Genomic DNA, 20,289 nt, shown 5'->3' on the forward strand with positions numbered 1-20,289 from the left:
TGCGTACTATGAATGAAGTAATGAAAGAATTACAGGCATTTATTGCTAAGAAGGCTCCCAACGGTGTTCAGAACGAAGCAGAGCTGCAGCAGATCATTGAAGAATTCATGATGCAGCATAAGGAAGCTGCCCAATACTTGCAGGACTTCTTGCAGGAGCATGGGCAGGACGATACAGTGCCGGCAGATGTCTATGATTATTTGGACTTAGCTGAGCAGGCGAGCCGAAAAAAAGACAAACGGGAATATTTGGCCAAAGCAGCCGAACTGGAGCCGGATAATGCGGAAGTCAAACTAGCCCAGGCTGAATTGGACTCGAAAGGCCCCTTGGATATGCTTAAAGTCCTTCCAGACCTAATTGGCGCCGAAGAAAAAAGGTTAAAAGATCAGGAAATTTACCAGCGCAGTAAAGGTAATTTCTGGTTGGACTTTGAAACACGACCGTATATGATGCTGCTTCAGGAATACCTGTCGGATTTGATTGAATGTGGCATCCACAATAAAGCCATCCAGGTAGGGGAAGAAATGCTTCGCCTCAATAAAAATGATAATTTGGGCATCCGTTTCCAGCTGATGCCGCTGTATGCTAAAATGTGCAATGAAATGAAAGCATTGAAACTGTACAAGCGGGGAGCAGACGAACAAAGCAGCTCCCATTATCTCCTGCCCTTAGCCTTGTTGTACTTCAAACTCGGCGATTGGCCCAAGGCGAAATCATACTTGGAAGCCTTGAAGCAGGACTACCCTATTACGAAAAAACTCATCCGTTCCATTAAAAAAGGTGACAGTCTCATCTTCCAGCCCTACCTTAACAACCCGCCATACGTCCCATATTCCGATGAAGAACTCATCACTGCCTATCTGACGAACTATGCCATTTACGTAACCGAACCGTACTTCTTCGACTGGGCCGACGAAGCCCTCATCGTCCATCGCAAAAAGAAGAAATAAGCCTCTCTTTATAGGAGAGGTGGCCCAACGGGCCGGAGAGGTTGCTTGTACTTTCGCAGGTCGCAGGTCGCAGTCCGCAGGCCGCCTTGGAGTCAGATGCCGCTGTGCAGCGACAGACTCAAAATGACAACGACGCTTCGGGAAACCCTCAGCGCGTAAAAAAAATCCCCCCGGCTTGGGATTTCGTAGGGGTCGCCACGTGGGCGGCCCGCCACAGCTGTTCGTCGAAACGTTGGAAAAGTGGACAGATATTTGAATTTTCGGTATAATTAAAATCGTAGATGTCTGCATGGGAAGAGTGGCTTATGTGCCATTTTCTGCCTTTAGGCAAGATCCCTATTTCTTTTAGCTAACGACGTAAAAAGGGCTTGTCATCGTTCGACAAGCCCTTTTACTATGACCTTATTATCTTATCAGAAGAGAATCAGAGGAGGAGCTGTTTTGGAGACGCCATCGACGAAAGGGTCTATTTCTATCAAAAATAAATACAGCAATGAACTGCTGCCGATTGTTATGGTTATTGCTGATTATATGGCTATCTGGCTGGCCGAGTATGCATCTTATGGATTGCGGGATTTTCTCGTTCCGGAAACGCATTTCCATCTCTCCTGGCTCAGTATCCACGTTATCATACCGGTCGTATACATCCTTTTTTTACAATTACATCATCTTTATACGCGGCGTATGCAATTTTGGCAGGTCATTTCAGGCATTTTTAAATCCGTCTTTTACGCCGTCGCTTTACTGATTTTTTTCATCTACATCGCTCAGACAGCAGCTTCGACGTCGCGGCTCTTCGTAGCTTTGTTATGGTTGACTTCTTTCCTTTTCCTGGTGGCAGAACGATACATCGTCAAACATATCCTAGGGCATTTCAAGCTGCTCCAGCTGCCGGTCCTCATCATGGGAGCGGGGAAGACAGCAGCTATCGTCTTGGATTATTTTAAGCACGATACGGGTGTCAGCTATGATTTCATCGGCTATCTGGAAGACTATACGCCAGAACCGAAAGTAGCGGCCATGATGCCCCATTTAGGCCGCTTCGAGGATGCGGAAGAGGTCATCCGCCAGACCGGGGTCCAGCACGTCATGGTCATCGCACCGGGCCTCAGCAATGAAGCTGTCCAGGATATCGTCTACCGCGTTCAGCCGCTGGTCAAGAAGGTAGCCTTTATCCCCGATATGGGCAACCTGCCGTTGGCAACACTCGATACAGAAAGCCTCATCGATGGCCATATCGTTTCCTTCAGCTTCCGCAACAACCTGGCCCTCTGGTACAATCGGGCTGTTAAACGCGTCTTCGATGTCATCTGTACCAGCCTGGGGATTATCTGTCTTTCGCCGTTCTTTTTGGCCATCGCCCTGTGGATCTATAAAGATTCACCCGGACCGATTATCTTCAAGCACCGCCGTGTTGGTCGAAGCGGCAAAGAATTCAATTGCTATAAGTTCCGCAGCATGTGTGTCGATGCCGACGTCAAACTGAAAGAACTCCTGGCACGGGATTCGCAGGCCCGGAAAGAATGGGAAACAGAATTCAAATTGAAGAATGACCCGCGCATCACCAAGAGCGGAGCCTTCCTGCGCAAGACCAGCTTAGATGAATTGCCGCAGCTGTTCAACGTCCTCAAAGGCGAAATGAGCCTCGTCGGACCGCGGCCTATTATCCAGGCTGAAGTCCCGAAATACGGTCCATATATCAAGGATTTCTATATGGTCCGCCCTGGCGTCACCGGCATGTGGCAGACCAGCGGTCGCAGCGATACGACCTACGAAGAACGCGTCCAGATGGACACCTGGTACGTCCGCAACTGGAACGTCTGGTTCGATATCGTCCTAATCTGGCGCACCATCGCCGTCGTCTTGAAACACAAAGGAGCATATTAACGATAAGCCTCCCCTTATAGGCCCTTTTTGGCCCGTCAGGTGCTGACCGTAGGGAAGCACAGGGCGGTTGCCAAAACGGAGAGCCGGCTAGAGGTGGCCCGAAGGGCCGGAGAGGTTGCTCTTGATTTCGCTGTTCGCAGACCGCCTTGGACTCAGATGCCGCTGCGCGGCAACAGACTCAAACTGACAACGACGCTTCGGGAAAACAGCAGCTCGTAAAAAAATCCCCCCAGCTGGGGTTTTCGTAGGGGTCGCCACGTGGGCGACCCGTTACAGAACGAGTGGTTACATCCATCACAGCTCTAATGGAGATGATTTCATGAATCAACACTTTATTACGAAAATACATATCGACAAAGTACGGCACTTACAAAATATCACCATCCCATTATCAGAAACGACTTGCAAACATCTGATTCTGACCGGGAAAAACGGTAGCGGCAAAACCAGTGTCATGGAAGCGTTGAAGGCATATTTGTCTATATATACATCAGATAGTAATACGAGTGATGATTTTCGGCGCAGTAAAAATCTAATTTTAGACCTTCAATCAAAGATTGAATCATTACAACCATCAGATTCTCAATATAGAGAACTTTCAGAAACGTTAAAACGGACGCAATATTTTCTCTCTGAGTATGACAAAGGTGTTACAGTTCAATTCAATGATGAAGATGGTATGCGGGCTAAAGTATACACGGGAGAATACATTTTTGCCTATTATAAAGCGGAACGAGGATATACGGCACATAATGAGAAAAATGTATCCAAAGTGGATTTAAAGGAAAGGTATACCATCCAGGAACATCCAGGTCAGGAGTTCGTGAAATACATTTTGAATTTGAAAACAGTAGGGGCCATGGCGGAAGTTGGTGGGAAAAAAGAAAGAGCTGAAGAAATCAAAAAATGGTTTCAACGATTTGACCACGTTTTGCAAATCATATTTGATGCGCCACAAGCTCATCTGGACTTTGATATTGAAAGCTTTGAATTTCATATCATCGTGCCTGGCAGAGAACCGTTTACCTTTGACACCCTTTCCAGTGGCTATGCAGCCGTTTTAGATATCGTTGTCGATTTGATGATGCGGATGGAAAAGAAAGCGGGCAAGTGTTATGATTTGGAAGGCGTCGTCTTGATTGATGAAATCGAAGCACATCTGCATTTAGAGCTACAGAAAAAAATTATGCCGATATTGACAGGCATTTTCACCAATATTCAGTTCATCGTGACGACACACTCTCCGTTCATTTTGAATTCTATCGAGAATACCGTTATTTATGATTTGGCAAATCATATGCTAGTTAATACTCCAGAAGGCCTCTCAAATATTCCTTATGATGGAATTGTAGAAGGCTATTTCAAGGCTTCGGCAATATGAAACGAAGCGCTGCGTTTGCAGCTTTCAAACGCTCGTATATTAGAAATAAAGATGAATATGCCGAATTTCAAGAATATGTAAGCCTTATAAAATAGAAAGGATTGACCATTTTGTCTATTAAAATCATCATTGCAGCTCACAAAAAGTACTGGATGCCGACGGATACGGTTTATCTGCCCGTTCATGTCGGGGCCGAAGGTAAAGCCTCGATTGGCTATACGCCGGATAACACAGGTGACAATATCAGTAGTAAGAATCCTCATTTTTGTGAATTGACAGGCCTTTATTGGGCTTGGAAAAACTTGGATGCCGATTATCTGGGGCTTGTGCATTACCGCCGCTATTTTACGCGTAAAGAGGTCCATAACATTGAAGCCAAGAAAGACCAGATATTGACAGAAAAAGAATGGCAGCAACTCTTGTCCAGCCATCCCGTCGTCGTTCCGGATAAACGCAAATACTACATCGAAACGAACCGTTCTCATTATAATCATGCGCATCATCGAGAAGGGCTGGATATAACGGAACAGATCATCAAAGAACAGTGCCCCGAATACCTGCCTGCCTTTGAAAAAGTTATGAATCGGACCTGGGCCCATATGTTCAACATGTTCGTCATGCGTCGCGACCTTTATGACGACTATATGCAATGGATGTTCTCTATTCTTTTTGAACTGGAAAAACTGGTCGACATCACTGGCTGGGATATCTATGAATCCCGTATCTATGGCTTCGTCAGTGAATTACTTCTCGACGTCTGGCTGGAACAGAATCAGATTAATTATTTAGAAAGTAATGTCTCCTTTATGGAAAAACAAGATTGGATAAAAAAAGGCGGAGCTTTTTTGAAAAGAAAATTATTTGGAAGATAAGCAAAAGAATTGTACTATAAACTTTTAGTGATATAGCAAGAAAATGAAAAATATGATAAAATAAGGCGTTAATATGCCTGTTCGAAAGGTAGGTTAACTAATTAGAATTTAAAATTTACAATATCAAAAATTCTTGCTGGGTTACTTTTAAACTCGATAGAAGAAAGACTCCTTTATTGTGGAGGTTTTACATGAAAAAATTGGAATTATCACCAACGGATGATAATATCATAGCAACATTAAAAGAAAATATTTTTTAGCGTAATACAGAGTTAGGTTATATAAATAGAATTCCCAATATGATCCATTGGGATACGAATCAAAGAGAGGCATTAACTTTTGTGGATTTTTTGTAGTTCCTAATTGATATAGAAAAAAGAGCAGATTCGTTATATACTACATTATTTTGTAGTAAAAATGAGGATGAAATAGTTGTTGGAAAATTAACTATTAATCAAGGTGTAAGAAATAAATTGTTAGAAGTTTCCTCTTTGTTATCTAATTTTTCTGATTTTGAAAAATAGGAGTAGGTATTTTCATGGACAAACCAAGCCCTTTTTTTTCAGTTGTTATGCCTGTATATAATTCTGAAAAATATGTAGAAGCAGCGATTCAATCTATTTTGAATCAATCGTATTCAAATTTCGAACTTATCATAGTGGATGATCAATCAAATGATAATAGTTACTTTATTTGTGAGAAAATAGCACAACACGATAATCGGGTTAAGTTAGTACAAGCTAAACAAAATAAAGGCGCAGCGGCAGCACGTAATTTGGCGTTTGATTACGTTCAAGGCCAATATATAGTTTTTGTTGATAGTGATGATACCATTGACCAGGACTTCTTGGCGGTTGCTTATTCCTATGTCAACGACAATCAAATAGACTGCGTAAAATTTGGTTGTATTGAGGAATACTTCAATTCTGATGGGGAAAAAGCTTATTCCAAAGGATGTTATTTGACTGAGCAGGTTTATGACACTCCTGATACCATCCGCCAACAGATGGTTCGGATGGAACTGATTCCGCTTTTTGGCTATCTGTGGAATACGATATACCGAGCTTCGATTATTTTAGATAAAGGTCTTTTATTTAACGGCCAGTATCGCGTTAATGAAGATTTTGATTTTAATATCCGATATTTTAAGTATGTACAGCGGTTGCAGTGCAGTTCCTATTGTGGTTATCATTATGCGAAACGTTTGAATAGTCTCAGCTTATCGATGAAGAATAATGATGAATATTATGAATTACATCTGATGAAAATCAGAGAATTCCTGCAGAGTTTCTCTTCAATAGAAAGCATCGATACTCAGACGATGAGTAATATCTTTTGGCTGTATACCCGTTTTATATATTCTGCTGTACAGCGTAAAACGGTAAATAACGAACCTGTTAATACTTTTATTAGAGCCATTCGAAACAGTGATTTATTTGCTATTTATCAATCCGTTCATTTTGTAGGTATCAACGCAAAACAAAAAATCATGATTTCGATTTTGCGTTCGAAATATGAAATTTTATTTCATGGCTTGATTCATGGAATCAGTTTTGTACGGATACATTGCCCAATTATTTTTGCTGCATTAAAGAGGTGAATATAATGAAGGAAAAGATGCCCATTCGAGTATTACAAATTGGCATGACTAAAAATATTGGCGGTTTAGAGACTTACTTGATGCAGCAGTTTGATTATTTAGACAAAACGAAAGTTACATATGATTTTGTCAATATTACGAGTGAGGATGAAATCGTCTTTAAAGATAAAATTTTGCAAGCAGGCAGCCATATCTATGGAGTACGTTCTAGACATTCAAACCCTATACGCCATTATTGGCAATGGATTAAATTGCTTCATAATATAGCTAGAGAATATAAGGCTATTGTTTTAAACTCTAATAGCATTACGTATGTTTTTCCGATTTTTATTGCAAGATTTTTTGGAATACCTATGAGAATTATGCATTCTCATAATTCGGGATTTGAACAGAAAATCGGCTTTATAAAAAAAATTATTATAGCTATAAATAGAAAGCTATTGAAATGGGGAGCAAGTGATTACTTTGCTTGTTCTCAATTAGCAGGCAGATGGATGTTTGGAAAAGATATTGCGTTTAAAGTCATTCCCAATGCTATCGAATGCGATAAATTTAGATTCGACTCTTCGATTCGTAATAATATGCGAAAGGAATTGCAGATAGATGGGAAATTTGTTATTGGGCATGTGGGGCGATTCACCTATCAAAAAAATCATACTTTTCTAATAGAAATTTTTCGAGAAATTCATAAGATAAATTCACGAGCTGTTTTGTTACTCATTGGTGATGCTGTAAATGATACGTCTTATTATAAGTCTGCTAAAAAACAAATTGATCAAGAGGGGTTAACTGAGTGCGTTAAGTTTTTAGGGATGAGAAATGATGTTCCTGATTTAATGAAAGCAATGGATTGTTTCCTTTTACCGTCAAGGTTTGAGGGCTTGCCTGTAGTTGGAATCGAAGCACAGGCAGCAGGGTTACCATGTTTTTTTTCGTACACCATTACACGGGAAGTCGGCTTAACAGAATTGGCACATTTTATATCACTCGAAAAGTCCCCTGAGGATTGGGCAAAAAAAATTATAAGTAGTCATTGCACCGAACGCTCTAAGTTTGCTGACGTTGTTGCAGAAAAAGGGTATGATATATATAAAGTATCTAAAAAAATGGAAGATATTTATTTAAGAGAATAATTGAGATGTGGAGAATATTAAAATGAAATATATAGGTGAAAATTTAGCTTTTAGTAAAAATGCAGGGTCTAAAGCAAGGACTGATATTGAAACGATACTGCATGAAAACTATGATTGTTTATTTAATATTAAAGCAATGCCAACAAGTGCAAATAAATTCAAAAATATCTTATTAAAAATAAAATATTTTACTCAAAAACAAAATTTAAAAAATGTTATCGAGTTACGAAAAATATTTACTGATATTGTGATTTTACAATATCCGTTTTATTTTAATAGAATACATAATCATCTTTTGAAAAATTTTATCCTAAATAATAGTGTAATTGTTTTTGTTCACGATATTGATTCGTTGAGACATTTTGGACGGGCTATTTTGGAAGACGAAATAAAATTATTAAATCAAGCTAAGATAGTGATTGTACATAATCGTTATATGAAAGATGTTTTGTGCAAGCATGGCCTTACTGCAAAGGTAATTGAATTAGGTCTATTTGACTATATTCTTGATCAAAAGCCTAGTAATCATCAAAACAGAGTGCATTTCGGAAAAGAAATTGTCTTTGCTGGTAATTTACAAAAAAGTGGCTTTTTGCCGTTATTAGCTAATATTGATGAGACTTTAACCTGGAATTTATATGGTAATGGTATTCCGACTTCTTTAAAAAATAAAAAAAATATTATTTGGAAGGGTTGCTATGGTCCAAATGAAATTCCCTTTAAATTAGAAGGGAGTTTTGGACTTGTTTGGGATGGAAATTCTTTAGATGAATGTAAAGGATTTATGGGTAACTATTTAAAGTATAATAATCCTCATAAATTGTCTCTTTATATTGCATCAGGAATGCCAGTCATCACATGGAGACAAGCTGCTATTGCAGAATTTGTAGAAAAGAGTGATATTGGTTTTGTAGTTGATAGTATTCTGCAGATACCCGGAATAATAGATACTATTGATGAAAAAACTTATTCGACTTATAGAAATAATATTCAAAAATTGCAAGAGAAGGTCATTGATGGAGAATTTACAAAGTCAGTATTACATCAATTAAATCTTTAAAAGTGTATGAGAGACTGTAAGAAATATTGAGATGACAATTATTATTGTATTTTATAGAATTGGTGAAATGTGATGCATAAATTGATATTGAATTTTAAAACTTGTTCTCTTTATGACTGGGAATGTATTATGTTTGGTATTGCTATTTTCTTAATACCATTTCATACTGGGCATATGGCTTTGAGTATTTCTATTTTTGGAAGTATGGGAAGTAAGTTGAGTATTTTTCCTGTACTAATTGGGTTATGCCTTTTTTTTTATCAGTGCATAAAAAAAAGAGAATGGTATGTTCCTAAGATATGTAGTGCTTTTTTTTGTATTTTCCTTGTTTGGCAAATTCTCTCACTGGTACATGGATTATTGATATTTCCTGATTGGCAGGAAATATCAGCTAATCAATTTAAAAAATTGAATTTTTTATTTTCAATTTTATCTAGTAAAGGGATTTTTCTTGATACTTTGGTCATTGGACACACTTGGTGGGCAATAAAACTTATTGTTACACATATTCTAGAATATGGTGTAACTTATGGTGTTGTAATATGGGGGATTTCTTTGTTCTATCGAAACAGGGAAACTTCTTTTCAAGCATTGCGTTATGGAACTTTAGGCGGTGCTATCATTTGTTCAATATATTCTGTCATAGAATTTTTATATCTTTTTGGTAGTTATGATGCTATGGCAATTTTGGCACATATCAATCCTTGGATTTATGACATAAAAATAGCACATGGATGGTGGCCACCATTATTAGGTGGGAATCGAGTACGTTCCATGTTTGCAGAACCAGCATATATGGCACTTTATCTGACGGTAACGATTCCGTTTCTTTTGACACAGATTCGTGTAGCGAAAACTAAAAAATGGTTCTGGAAAATTTTATTTGCTATGCAACTTTTTATGATGTGGGGGACAAATAGCAAGACGGCCATGGGTATTTTACTGGCTGAAGCTTTAAGTGCTATTTTTTTCTTATATTTACATAGAAAAAAGGTTTCTTTAAAGCAAATCTCTTCTCCACTATTAATTATTATTCTTTTATGTGGCATTGGTATAGGGTTGAATTGGCTTTTCCAACATCGATATGCTGTGGACTATGATTTGATTTCTATTACATCAGATAATACTGTTACTCTAAAAATAACAAATAAGAGTCATATTGTTTGGGAAAAACGAACAGGCATTGATTTAACAAGTGCTTGGTTTACGAAAAATTGGGAAGAAGAATCAGGGCGTGTAAATGTGCCATTAGATAGGACTTTGCTTCCTGGTCAATGCTGTGAAGTTACAGTTAGGCTTCCAGAACCTATCAGTAAAGAAGAGTATCCTAATGTTGTAATGGAATTGGCAGCCAATAATGCGTTTCAAAATGATATAAGACTTGCTTCTCAAGGGGCAGCAAAAATTACGTTACAGTGGAATCAAAATCGTTTGGTAGATAAAGGAGAGGCGAAGCCGCTAGAAAATAGGATGACTGCTATGACGTCTCAAACAGAAGGAAGTAATCAACAGCGTTATGGGATGATGTATGTAGAAACGTTAATCGGACTTGATCATCCTTTCTTTGGTGTAGGGGGACAAGAGCTAAAACAGGCATATCTTGTTTCCTATATTCCTGATTGGTTAATGAAAAATCGAGAAGTACGGTTATGGGTTACTTATCAAAAGACCAAAGGGCTATTGAAATCTGGTTTCCCGATTATTAGTGACTACACGCACCAATTTGCCAGTTATGGCTTCCCTGGATTTATTTTATTTTTAATGCCTTCTTTTTATGCTCTATTTCTTTTATTTAAGAAGAAAATTTATTGGCTAAAGGCTGGTTCCCAAGAATATATGCATATTGCAATTTTAGGGATTAGTTATTTTGGCCTGATGGTTGCTTTTATTGGAGGTAATTCAACTCAACTTTATATTTATTGGCTTCTATTGGGCGCCTTGATTGGCTATTATGGAACATTAGAGCGTAATCCTAAATCTCAATGGTGAATTTTCTCTTGTACTTTTGAAATGAACATATAAAGCATAGAATCTTTTGTTAGCAGCAGGATACCGATGTAAATGAGGCATCCTGCTGCTATTGCTATAAAGGTATGGATAATGCCCGGTTTCAGATAAATACTGAGCGGACCGGTTATTGCAAACATGATAAGGCCACTAAATAAATATTTAATAGAGAGTCGTCCGATTTCGGCAATTGAAAATACATTACGAACGATATAGAATTGTACGGCTGTGACCGTGATTTCCGCAATCAATGAGGCAATGGCAGCTCCAGTGGACTGCAACATGGGGATGAAAAAAAGGTTGAGTACAAAGTTTACGACAGCACCACAGACGACCGTTAGAGTCAGTTTATTCTGCTGGTTTGTGGGAAGCATATATTGGACTCCAGTTACATTACTAAGGCCAATGGCAATGACTAGACCGCTGAGAATCTGCATCAGTGGAACGACTTTGTCGTAGCCAGGCCCGAAGAACCAGAGAACAAAATTGTTGCTGATTGCTATAAATCCGAAAAACATGGGCATAGTCAGAAACCAGACGAAGCGATAGGAGCGCATCATATTTGTTTTGATGGTTTCATAGTCTTTGTGGGCATAGGCATATGCGATACGTGGCAACATAACGGTTCCTAGTGAGGTAACAATGGTCAGGGAAAGTTTGATGACTTTTTCTGCCTGTTCATAATAGCCGTTTTCCAATGGTGAGCCGGTCATGACGCCAATCATCGTCTTGTCGAGGACCGTATAAATTTGAATGGCGATTTGCGGCAGAAACATTTGGATGATAATAGAGAAGTTCCGGAACGGCTTGATTTCTCGCCGTGGTACAGATACGAGGTATTTTGGTAGATAGAGCCAGATAGAAAGACCGGAAAGGACGTTCATCATGCCGATAAGGAAGACATATTTATTTAAATCGTCTGGTTGATGTATCAAAACGAAAATGAGGATAATGCTGGCAAATTTGATGATGAAATTCCGCAGTACGATTTTACCGAATTCTTCCAGCCCTTGAAAAAACCAGGAAATATCAAAAAGTACGGCAACAATGTTGAGTGCCTGATACCAATAAATCAGATGATCTCCGGAAAAGCGGGAAACAACGAAGTAATAAACGCATAGACTTAAGCCGACCAACAGAAAGCGAATAAGATTCACTTCATAAAAAGTCCGGCTCTGTAGATGCTGATTATCCTGTTGATAGGCGATTTCCCGCTGTGCATAATCAGCGACACCGAGAGATGCTAATAAAATAAAATACGAGACAATGGAATAGGTATAACTATAAGTCCCGATACCAGCCGGTTCAAGCACGCGGGACAGGTATGGCGTCGTAATAAAAGGGGTAATCAATAAGAGCAATTGATAGCTGACATTATAGATGTAGTTTTTTGAAACACTTTTTGACATAGAACACTCCTGCTTGAATCAATGAATTTTATACTCTTCTATATATAACACATTTATATCTGACGGACAAGTTGTGATATGGTATAATTAAAATGTCCGCAACATTTCACAGGAGAAATTTCGCATATACGATTACTTGATTGTTGACAATGGTCTACTTAGGGCTGTGGTTGTGTACGAAATATAGGTGGCCGGGAAGTATTGTCCGGCACTTTTCATACCTTAAATAAAGCGGTCGAGATTATGTAAGTCAGTTCGTGGAATTTAACTACTGTGACCAGAAAGGATTTGACAGATGATTGATGAAAACTATACTCTTGGCAAACAGACAGACAGACGATTAGTCTCGATTTTAGTACCTTGTTATAACGAAGAAGCTGTTCTGCATGAATTTTACCGGCGTACAGTACAGGTCATTGACGATATGCCGCAGTATGATTTCCAGTTCATGTTCATCAATGATGGCAGCAAGGATCGTACTTTGGATATCATGCGGGAGCTTCATGAACAGGACAGCCGCGTGTCGTATGTCAATTTGTCCCGTAATTTTGGCAAGGAAATCGCTATGATTGCTGGTATCGACTATTTGACGGGAGATGCGGCGATTATCATGGATGCTGATTTGCAGGATCCGCCGGAATTGATTCCAGAAATGATTTCCTGGTGGGAAAAGGGCTATCAAGATGTCAGTGCCAAGCGGCGTAGCCGGGCAGGGGAGTCGTTCTTTAAGAAGTGGTCGTCCCATGCCTTTTATACGATTTTGCAGAAGATGTCCAGCGTACCTATGCAGCGCGATGTCGGTGATTTCCGCTTATTGGACAAACAGTGCCTCAATGCTCTGCGCCTGATGCGGGAATCCCAGCGCTATACGAAAGGCTTGTTTAGCTGGATTGGTTTTGAAAAGAAAGAAGTCCTTTTTGACCGCGATGCACGGGCTGCCGGCAAGACAAAGTGGAATTATTGGAAACTCCTCAACTTGGGCATTGAAGGCATCACCAGTTTTACCATTGCACCGTTGAGGGCATCGGCCTTTGTCGGTTGCATTTTGGCATTTATTGCCCTCTTGTATATGCTCTTTATCGTTCTTCGTACCCTCATCTGTGGGGAAGATGTGCCTGGCTATCCGTCGCTCGTCTCCATCATCCTTTTCATCGGTGGTATTCAACTTTTCTTCCTCGGCATTATTGGGGAATACTTGGGCCGTGTCTTCAACGAAAGTAAGTTTAGGCCTCTTTATTTGGTGAAAGATTATAATGGGCAAACCATTATGGACCAGAAAGGGGCGCGGCACTGAGATGAGAGAGAAATTTAATGATTTGTTTTTGAAGATGGATCAGAATCCTAAGTGGAAGTTATTTGGGGTATTGTTTTTAATCGTGCTTATGGCCATTCTGATGTTCCGCTTGAATCATCTGACCCCTTGGGTTGTCGACGATATCTTGAAAGGTGAAGGGGTTAAACAGATTCATTCGTTCAAAGATTATTTTAAAGAATTATGGGGCTTTTATTTCTCTTGGGGCGGCCGTATTTGGGGCGAATTTTTTGCTTACCTATTTTTGTCGATTCCAAAGCGGATTTTTGATATCATCAATACGTTTGGCTACCTTGTCTTTGTTGGCCTGATTTATGTGAATATCACGGGTAAGATTAAGTTTTCACCATCCCTTTTCGTGCTGATTAACTTTTTACTTTTTGCCTGTCTGCCAGCTTTTGGGCAAGATATTTTGTGGATATCCGGCACGGCCAATTATATGTGGTCGAGTTTGATTCCACTGCTTTATATGACTTTTTGGCGTTTTTATCTTTATAAGGAACGTAGTTGGATGAATTCAATTCCGGTGGTCATCGTTTTGATGTGTTTGGGAATTTTATCTGGCTGGTCCAATGAAAATGTGTCAGTATCGCTGATTTTGTTGGCTGCAGGCTATATGTGGCTGTATCGTGAAAAATACAGCATGATCCCGCGATTTGCCAAAACAGGTATTGTCAGCCTGGTCATCGGCTCGCTCATTCTTTGGCTGGCACCGGGGAATTTTGTGCGTTTTGCCTCGGAACATCATTCCCGTTCTATTATCCATATGATTGGAAATGTTTTCCATAACATTAGCGCGCTGTTTGATTTTGAATCTACGTTATTACTTATTATCAGCTTTGTTTTGCTGATGTTTTTTGTAAAAACGACGAGAAAGAAAGTGGCAGCCCTCTTTATGGCGGCTGGTGTCATGTCTGCTGTTTCTATGAGCGTTGTTGGCGGCATTTCTGGCCGTGTTTTCTTAGGCTGCGTCGTCCTCATGGTGATTGCCGTGGGCCTATTGTATGATGATTGGAATGATACACTCACGATTCGGCAATGCCGCTGTTTCTTGATGATTGCCCTGCTGCTTGGCATGAATTCTTTTTATAGTGATGCCCGGACGGGTATTCAGGATTACGCAAACCGTTGGAATCAGAATTTGGCAATTATCCAGATGGAAAAAGAAAAGGGCAATCTTGACGTATATGTCAATCCCGTTACGCCGAAAAATAAATTTTGCGCGACCTATGGGTTGGACGACATTAAGCCTAAAGAAGAAAACCAACATTGGTTGAATAAAGGCGTGGCTCATGCCTTTGGCTTGCATACGATTCAAAGCGTTCATGTAAAAACTAATAAATGATATTATGGCTTTTCACAGGAGGTTTTTATGATGTACGATTATCTAATTATTGGCAGTGGTCTGTTCGGTTCTGTTTTTGCCCACGAAATGACGAAGGCTGGTAAGTCTTGTCTGGTTTTGGAACGGCGTAATCATGTGGGCGGCAATGTGTATTGTGAAGAAAAGGAAGGCATCCGGATTCACAAATATGGGGCTCATATTTTCCACACCTCGAATAAGGAAGTTTGGGATTATGTGAATCAGTTTGTGGAGTTCAATAATTATGTCAATTCACCAGTAGCAAATTATAAGGGCGAGTTGTATAATCTGCCTTTTAATATGAATACCTTTACTAAGATGTGGGGTGTCGTCACGCCGAAGCAGGCGGCGGCCAAGATTGCCCAGCAGCGTCAGGAAGCGGGGATTACAGAACCGAAGAATCTGGAAGAACAGGCCATTTCCCTCATCGGTACGGACATCTATACGAAACTGATTAAAGGGTATACGGAAAAACAGTGGGGACGGAGTTGCACGGAGCTTCCGGCTTTCATCATCAAGCGCTTGCCTGTACGTTATACCTTTGATAACAATTATTTCAATGACCGTTATCAGGGAATTCCTATCGGCGGCTATAATGTATTGATTAACGCCTTGCTTGAAGGCATTGAAGTGCGGACTGGCGTCGATTATAATCAGGCTCGCCATGAATATGAAGGCGTGGCCAAGACGGTGGTCTATACCGGTCCTATTGATGAGTACTTCGACTATAAACTGGGGCGTTTGGAATATCGTGGTCTTCGTTTTGAAACAGAACGAATCGAAGAAGAAAATTATCAAGGCGTAGCTGTCATGAACTATACGGATCGGGAAACGCCCTATACGCGCAGCATAGAACATAAACATTTTGAATTCGGAGAACAGCCTGTTACTTATGTCACCAAAGAGTATCCGGCAGACTGGCATCCTGGCGAAGAAGCCTATTATCCGGTCAACAACGAACGGAACCAGCATTTATACGAACAGTATGCAGCCTTAGCAGCGAAAGAAGAAAATGTCATCTTTGGCGGCCGTTTAGCTGAATATAAGTACTATGATATGGATGATGTCATTGCTAGTGCCTTGGAGATGGTAAAAAAATATGAAGCCCATTCGTAAAGCCGTTATCCCGGCGGCCGGTTATGGAACGCGCTTTTTGCCGGCGACTAAATCAATCCCTAAAGAGATGATTCCCATTGTAGACAAGCCTGTCATCCAGTATATCGTAGAAGAAGCCATTCAAAGCGGTATTGAAGAAATCCTGATTATCACCGGTCATGGAAAACGGGCTATCGAGGACCATTTCGATACCAATGTAGATTTAGAATACCATCTGCGCCAGCATGGAAAAGTGGCGATGCTGGATATGGTACAGGAAATCTCCAAGGTAAATATTCACTACATTCGCCAGAAACATATACGTGGTGTAGGGGATGCCATCCTTTGTGCTGAATCCTTCATTGACAATGAACCTTTCGCCGTACTCCTCGGTGACGATATTATCTATCATGAGCCGGAACCCGCTATACATCAGCTGATGCAAACGTATAATAAATGCGGTGCCACTATGGTGGGCTGCCAGATCTTGAAGGGAGCGCAGGTCGTTCCGCGGAACATCATTCAAAGCGTCGCTACGGAAAACGCAGGGATTTCCCGTTTCCTTGATGTAGACAAAATGTCTGGGACCGAAGCCGATGGAAAATCAGCCATGCTGGGACGCTATGTCCTGACACCGGACATCTTTGAAATCCTGCGCCGTGTCCAACCGAATAAAAAAGGAAAAATCAAATTATCCGACGCCCTAAAAATCATGGCCAGCCGTCAAGCCGTCTACACGTGCGAAATCAAAGGAAAACGCTACGACATAGGCAACAAATTGGACTACCTCAAAGCCACGGTAGAATACGCACTGCGGCGCCCTGAATTAAAAGATGCTTTTCAGACGTATCTGAAGCAATATATATGATGAAATGAAAGCCATGAACCACATCCTCGACTAATGATGACGAGGGTGTGGTTTATGATTTTGCGAAAAAATATTGACAGTATTCCTAGTTGTCTAAATATATTGCTAATTTACTCTAAATATGATATAGTTAAATTAGAATATTTGTTCGCTAAGAGCGCTGAAACATTTTGGATTAGATACGTTTAACAAGGTGGGAGAGTATGGGGCGCAGCAGTGTATTTATAGGTTATCATGGTACTGATAAAAACAGTGCAACCGCAATTTTAAAAGGTAAAACATTTTTGCCTAGTGGATCGTGGAGAGATTGGTTAGGCAAGGGCGTGTATTTTTTTGAATTTGATCCCCATCAGGCTTTTATGATTACCGTGGCTAGACGAAAAATATCCTGTCAAGATGTTGTTGTATTAGAAAGCCTGATTCGAACGAATAATTTTATTGATTTATTGACTGATGAAGACAGAGATTTTATTGAAATTTTTAGTAAAAAATTAAGTGATAAACTTACAGAGATGGAATCTAAAATTGGAAAATGGAAACATAAAGAAGGTTATGTTTTAGATGCTCTATATCAGATTCATCCGTATGAGATGGTACGAGCTGCTTATCAAATACCTCGAAAGTATACATATGCCCAATTAGATTATCTTACCGTTCAAATTCAAATTTGTGTAAAAAATCCAAGGTGTATTCAACCTGAATCTATAAAGGAGGTTGACAGTTATGCTTAGTCAAGAATATAAAAAAGCGGTATTTGATTCACTGGATAAGATGACTTCTGAAGAAATGATACATTTATTGAAAAGCATTGATTCTGTCCAGGTGTTTCCAGGATTCAATTGCAAAATTGATGTGATTCCATGTCAGCTATATACTTTTTCTTCTAATGCTGATGAAACAATTATAAACATTAAAGGAGATTATGTAGCATGAATAATCCTATGACTGGACAAGCTTCCTTTCAATTTAAGAACTATACATTTAAAAATTTGTCTTTTAAAATGAGCCCGGATTTTGATGCTCGAAACAGTTACAAAATAGACTTTCATTTGGATATTGATGTTCATGTATTGAATGATGATGAAGGAAGTGTTACGCTGAGTTGTAATATAAAAGGTGAAGAGGCCTTTTTTATCAATGCAGAAATGACTGGAGTTTTTCATTTAGTAGAGTACTCTAAAGATATTGATTTTGAAAAATTTTTAAGGCTAAATGGAACTACTGTTATGTATCCGTATTTACGTTCTGCTATTTCCGATTTAACAAAAATTTGTAATATTCAGCCATTAACATTGCCGCTTATTAATGTTACTCATTTTTTAGAAAAATAGTGAAAAGCCATGAACTTTCCAGGTTCGTGGCTTTTTCAAATTTCGGGACATTGCGGAGGCTCATTGGACATGTTGATAATTTGCCGTAGATATGATATATTGAAATTGGAATATTTGTTCGTTTGCTGCGCGGCGAAGTAAGTGTGTGAATGATAATATATAAGTGAGCCATTTAAGGTATTCATGATTACGAAAAAGTGAGCCACCTCACTACTCCATCCTGTATAATTTGGTTAGGACAATCAAATGGGAAGGGCTGGCAACAAGGTGATTATCACTATGGAAGACTATAAAAAATCCGGCATATGTTCTTCGTAGAAGGGAAAAGCCAGAGACAGATTGCCCGAACACTACGTAGACGCAGCTAGGAAGTTTATGTGGCCTCTGTCTTTTGTCGCTGGCGATGCCATACAGATTGAACTGGGTGAAGCGTATGCTTATATTAGCCTTGGAATTCTTTGGCGGCGTCGTCCGTCGTGTACTTTTCGACAATGCAAAAGTGGCTGTAAAAAGTGGTACTGGCCGCAAAGCTATACCACAGGAGGCGTATGCAGCACTGGCCGCACATTATTGTTTTGATTCCGTCTTCTGCAATGCACGCAGTGGCAACGAAAAAGGGCTTGTGGAAAACCTCGTCGGTTGGACTAGAAGAAATATATTTGTTCCGGTATGCTTCCAACGAGTATTCCGTACCTGTAGCGATGGCTGGCAGAAGTGTCACCATTCATAACAACACATGAACATTGCTGCGGAAAGCGGCAAAAATACCTGCAACTTGCACATTATCTGCTATTGCTCAAAAAGAAGCCGCGCAGTATCCTACAAGCAAAGCCGGTGGAACAGGCACTGAGTCCGGCTCTCCTGCACCTATTAAAAAACACAAACTTCTCCGCAAAAGAGCTTATGGAAATCCTCCGGCTCTGTACAGAAGAAGGTGAAAAAGCCTTTTGGCGCAGGAAAGTGGAATTCCTTGAACACCATGCACGGCCAGAAAAAATACGGGATCAGGTCGCTGTCCAAACGATTGATCTTTCTATTTACGACCGATTGATACAGAAAGGGGATAGCTCATGCAAGATACAGGTATAAAGGAATCGCTCCGCTGTTATGCCAAACTACTGAAATTACCGACATTTAGCGACCTCAATGAGGAAAAAGCGAAGTACAAGGCCGGGGAAAGCTTGGAAGAATTTGTTCTCAGCCTCATGAAAAGGGAATACGATGCCAGACAAGAGAAACAATGGCAACGCCGCATAAAAAGGGCACACTTTCCTATTCTGAAGACGTTGGAGGAATTCGACCTGGGCCGGCTGGAGCATGTAAAACCAGAATATGTGAAGCAGCTGGCTAGCTGCGACTTCATCCGCCGGCATGAGAACCTGGTGATGATTGGGAATCCCGGAACCGGGAAGACGCATCTGATGACAGCCCTTGGCTTGAAGGCCTGTCTGCTTGGCTATAAGGTTCTTTTCAAAAATGCGACTACGTTGGCCGCTGAACTGCGTGAAGCACGTGACAATTACCAGCTGCGCAAAATGGAAAAGGCCATTGCAGGAACAGACCTGTTGCTCCTTGATGAACTGAGTTATGCCAGCTTCACGCAGGAGGAATCCGAACTGCTTTTTAAGGTGATTGCGGAACGGACCGAACGGACAAGTACTGTGATTACGACGAATCTGGAATTTTCTAGATGGACGGAGATGTTCTCTAACGACACATTGGTTGCGGCCCTTGTGGACCGCTTAACGTACCATTCCAGCGTCCTAAATATGAATGGAACTTCCTACCGTCTGCAAAGCCAGATAAAGAATTAAACTGGCTCTCAGATGGCGGCAGCCATGATTGACCGCCTGGTGCATCACGAGCATCTGTTGATATTTGAGGGCCCCAGCTACCGCATGGAACATGCCCTCATGCGTCAAGATGGCAGTGCTCCATCCCAGTCACAAACAATCCCGCCGAAAACAGGGAATTCCCCACGGTGATTCGAGGGAATTCTGAAGGTGAAATTAGGGAAAATT

The 20,289-nt window shown here is 40.4% G+C and carries 16 protein-coding genes and 1 pseudogene; 16 read left to right on the forward strand and 1 reads right to left on the reverse strand.

What is annotated here, in order from left to right:
• Nucleotides 1–8 precede the first annotated feature (8 nt).
• From ACE418_RS03285 to ACE418_RS03320, 8 genes are all read left to right on the forward strand, one after another.
• On the forward strand, nt 9–950 hold the full coding sequence (locus tag ACE418_RS03285) for a hypothetical protein (RefSeq protein WP_416449285.1): 942 nt from the start codon (nt 9–11) through the stop codon (nt 948–950).
• Between the two features lie 441 nt (nt 951–1,391).
• Nucleotides 1,392–2,837, forward strand: coding sequence for an undecaprenyl-phosphate galactose phosphotransferase WbaP (gene wbaP / locus ACE418_RS03290; RefSeq protein WP_416449286.1), 1,446 nt, complete (start codon nt 1,392–1,394; stop codon nt 2,835–2,837).
• A gap of 319 nt (nt 2,838–3,156) precedes the next feature.
• On the forward strand, nt 3,157–4,218 hold the full coding sequence (locus ACE418_RS03295; protein ID WP_416449287.1) for an AAA family ATPase: 1,062 nt from the start codon (nt 3,157–3,159) through the stop codon (nt 4,216–4,218).
• A 110-nt stretch (nt 4,219–4,328) separates the two neighbouring features.
• A complete protein-coding gene (locus tag ACE418_RS03300; protein ID WP_416449288.1) occupies nt 4,329–5,090 on the forward strand; it encodes a DUF4422 domain-containing protein in 762 nt (253 codons plus the stop codon).
• 538 nt (nt 5,091–5,628) lie between these two features.
• Nucleotides 5,629–6,690: a glycosyltransferase family 2 protein gene (locus ACE418_RS03305; RefSeq protein WP_416449290.1), complete on the forward strand. Its 1,062-nt coding sequence runs from the start codon at nt 5,629–5,631 to the stop codon at nt 6,688–6,690.
• A gap of 5 nt (nt 6,691–6,695) precedes the next feature.
• Nucleotides 6,696–7,823 (forward strand): glycosyltransferase, encoded by a 1,128-nt coding sequence (locus ACE418_RS03310; protein ID WP_416449292.1) that lies wholly within the window; start codon nt 6,696–6,698, stop codon nt 7,821–7,823.
• Between the two features lie 7 nt (nt 7,824–7,830).
• Entirely contained in the window at nt 7,831–8,883 is a 1,053-nt protein-coding gene (locus ACE418_RS03315) for a hypothetical protein (protein ID WP_416449293.1), read from the forward strand.
• Between the two features lie 69 nt (nt 8,884–8,952).
• Nucleotides 8,953–10,872 (forward strand): hypothetical protein, encoded by a 1,920-nt coding sequence (locus ACE418_RS03320; protein ID WP_416449295.1) that lies wholly within the window; start codon nt 8,953–8,955, stop codon nt 10,870–10,872.
• Here ACE418_RS03320 and ACE418_RS03325 read toward each other — a convergent pair.
• Nucleotides 10,863–12,299, reverse strand: coding sequence for a flippase (locus ACE418_RS03325; protein WP_416449296.1), 1,437 nt, complete (start codon nt 12,297–12,299; stop codon nt 10,863–10,865). The two genes, ACE418_RS03320 and ACE418_RS03325, sit on opposite strands and share 10 nt — an antisense overlap.
• A 295-nt stretch (nt 12,300–12,594) precedes the next feature.
• On the opposite strand from ACE418_RS03325, the gene ACE418_RS03330 reads away from it, so the two are divergent.
• The 8 genes and pseudogenes from ACE418_RS03330 to istB all read left to right on the forward strand — a co-directional run bounded on the left by ACE418_RS03330 (nt 12,595) and on the right by istB (nt 20,253).
• Nucleotides 12,595–13,593 (forward strand): glycosyltransferase family 2 protein, encoded by a 999-nt coding sequence (locus ACE418_RS03330; protein ID WP_416449298.1) that lies wholly within the window; start codon nt 12,595–12,597, stop codon nt 13,591–13,593.
• Nucleotides 13,553–14,956, forward strand: coding sequence for a DUF3329 domain-containing protein (locus ACE418_RS03335; protein WP_416449300.1), 1,404 nt, complete (start codon nt 13,553–13,555; stop codon nt 14,954–14,956). Before ACE418_RS03330 ends, ACE418_RS03335 begins: the two co-directional genes overlap by 41 nt.
• A 27-nt stretch (nt 14,957–14,983) precedes the next feature.
• Nucleotides 14,984–16,090: a UDP-galactopyranose mutase gene (glf, locus tag ACE418_RS03340; RefSeq protein ID WP_416449301.1), complete on the forward strand. Its 1,107-nt coding sequence runs from the start codon at nt 14,984–14,986 to the stop codon at nt 16,088–16,090.
• The gene (locus ACE418_RS03345; RefSeq protein WP_416449303.1) at nt 16,074–16,937 is read left to right on the forward strand and encodes a UTP--glucose-1-phosphate uridylyltransferase; all 864 of its coding nucleotides are present in this window, start codon (nt 16,074–16,076) and stop codon (nt 16,935–16,937) included. Before glf ends, ACE418_RS03345 begins: the two co-directional genes overlap by 17 nt.
• Before the next feature lie 203 nt (nt 16,938–17,140).
• On the forward strand, nt 17,141–17,668 hold the full coding sequence (locus ACE418_RS03350) for a hypothetical protein (RefSeq protein ID WP_416449304.1): 528 nt from the start codon (nt 17,141–17,143) through the stop codon (nt 17,666–17,668).
• Nucleotides 17,661–17,870 carry a hypothetical protein gene (locus ACE418_RS03355; RefSeq protein ID WP_416449306.1) on the forward strand — a complete coding sequence of 70 codons (210 nt, stop codon included), beginning with the start codon at nt 17,661–17,663 and terminating at the stop codon, nt 17,868–17,870. The genes ACE418_RS03350 and ACE418_RS03355 overlap by 8 nt, the downstream gene beginning before the upstream one ends.
• Nucleotides 17,867–18,268, forward strand: a complete 402-nt coding sequence (locus tag ACE418_RS03360) for a protein-export chaperone SecB (RefSeq protein WP_416449308.1) — start codon at nt 17,867–17,869, stop codon at nt 18,266–18,268. Before ACE418_RS03355 ends, ACE418_RS03360 begins: the two co-directional genes overlap by 4 nt.
• Before the next feature lie 1,070 nt (nt 18,269–19,338).
• Nucleotides 19,339–20,253: pseudogene (gene istB / locus ACE418_RS03365) on the forward strand (IS21-like element helper ATPase IstB).
• Nucleotides 20,254–20,289: the final 36 nt, after the last annotated feature.

It is taken from the genome of Megasphaera jansseni (assembly GCF_047974155.1).
In the GTDB taxonomy this organism is placed as follows: Bacteria; Bacillota; Negativicutes; order Veillonellales; family Megasphaeraceae; genus Megasphaera.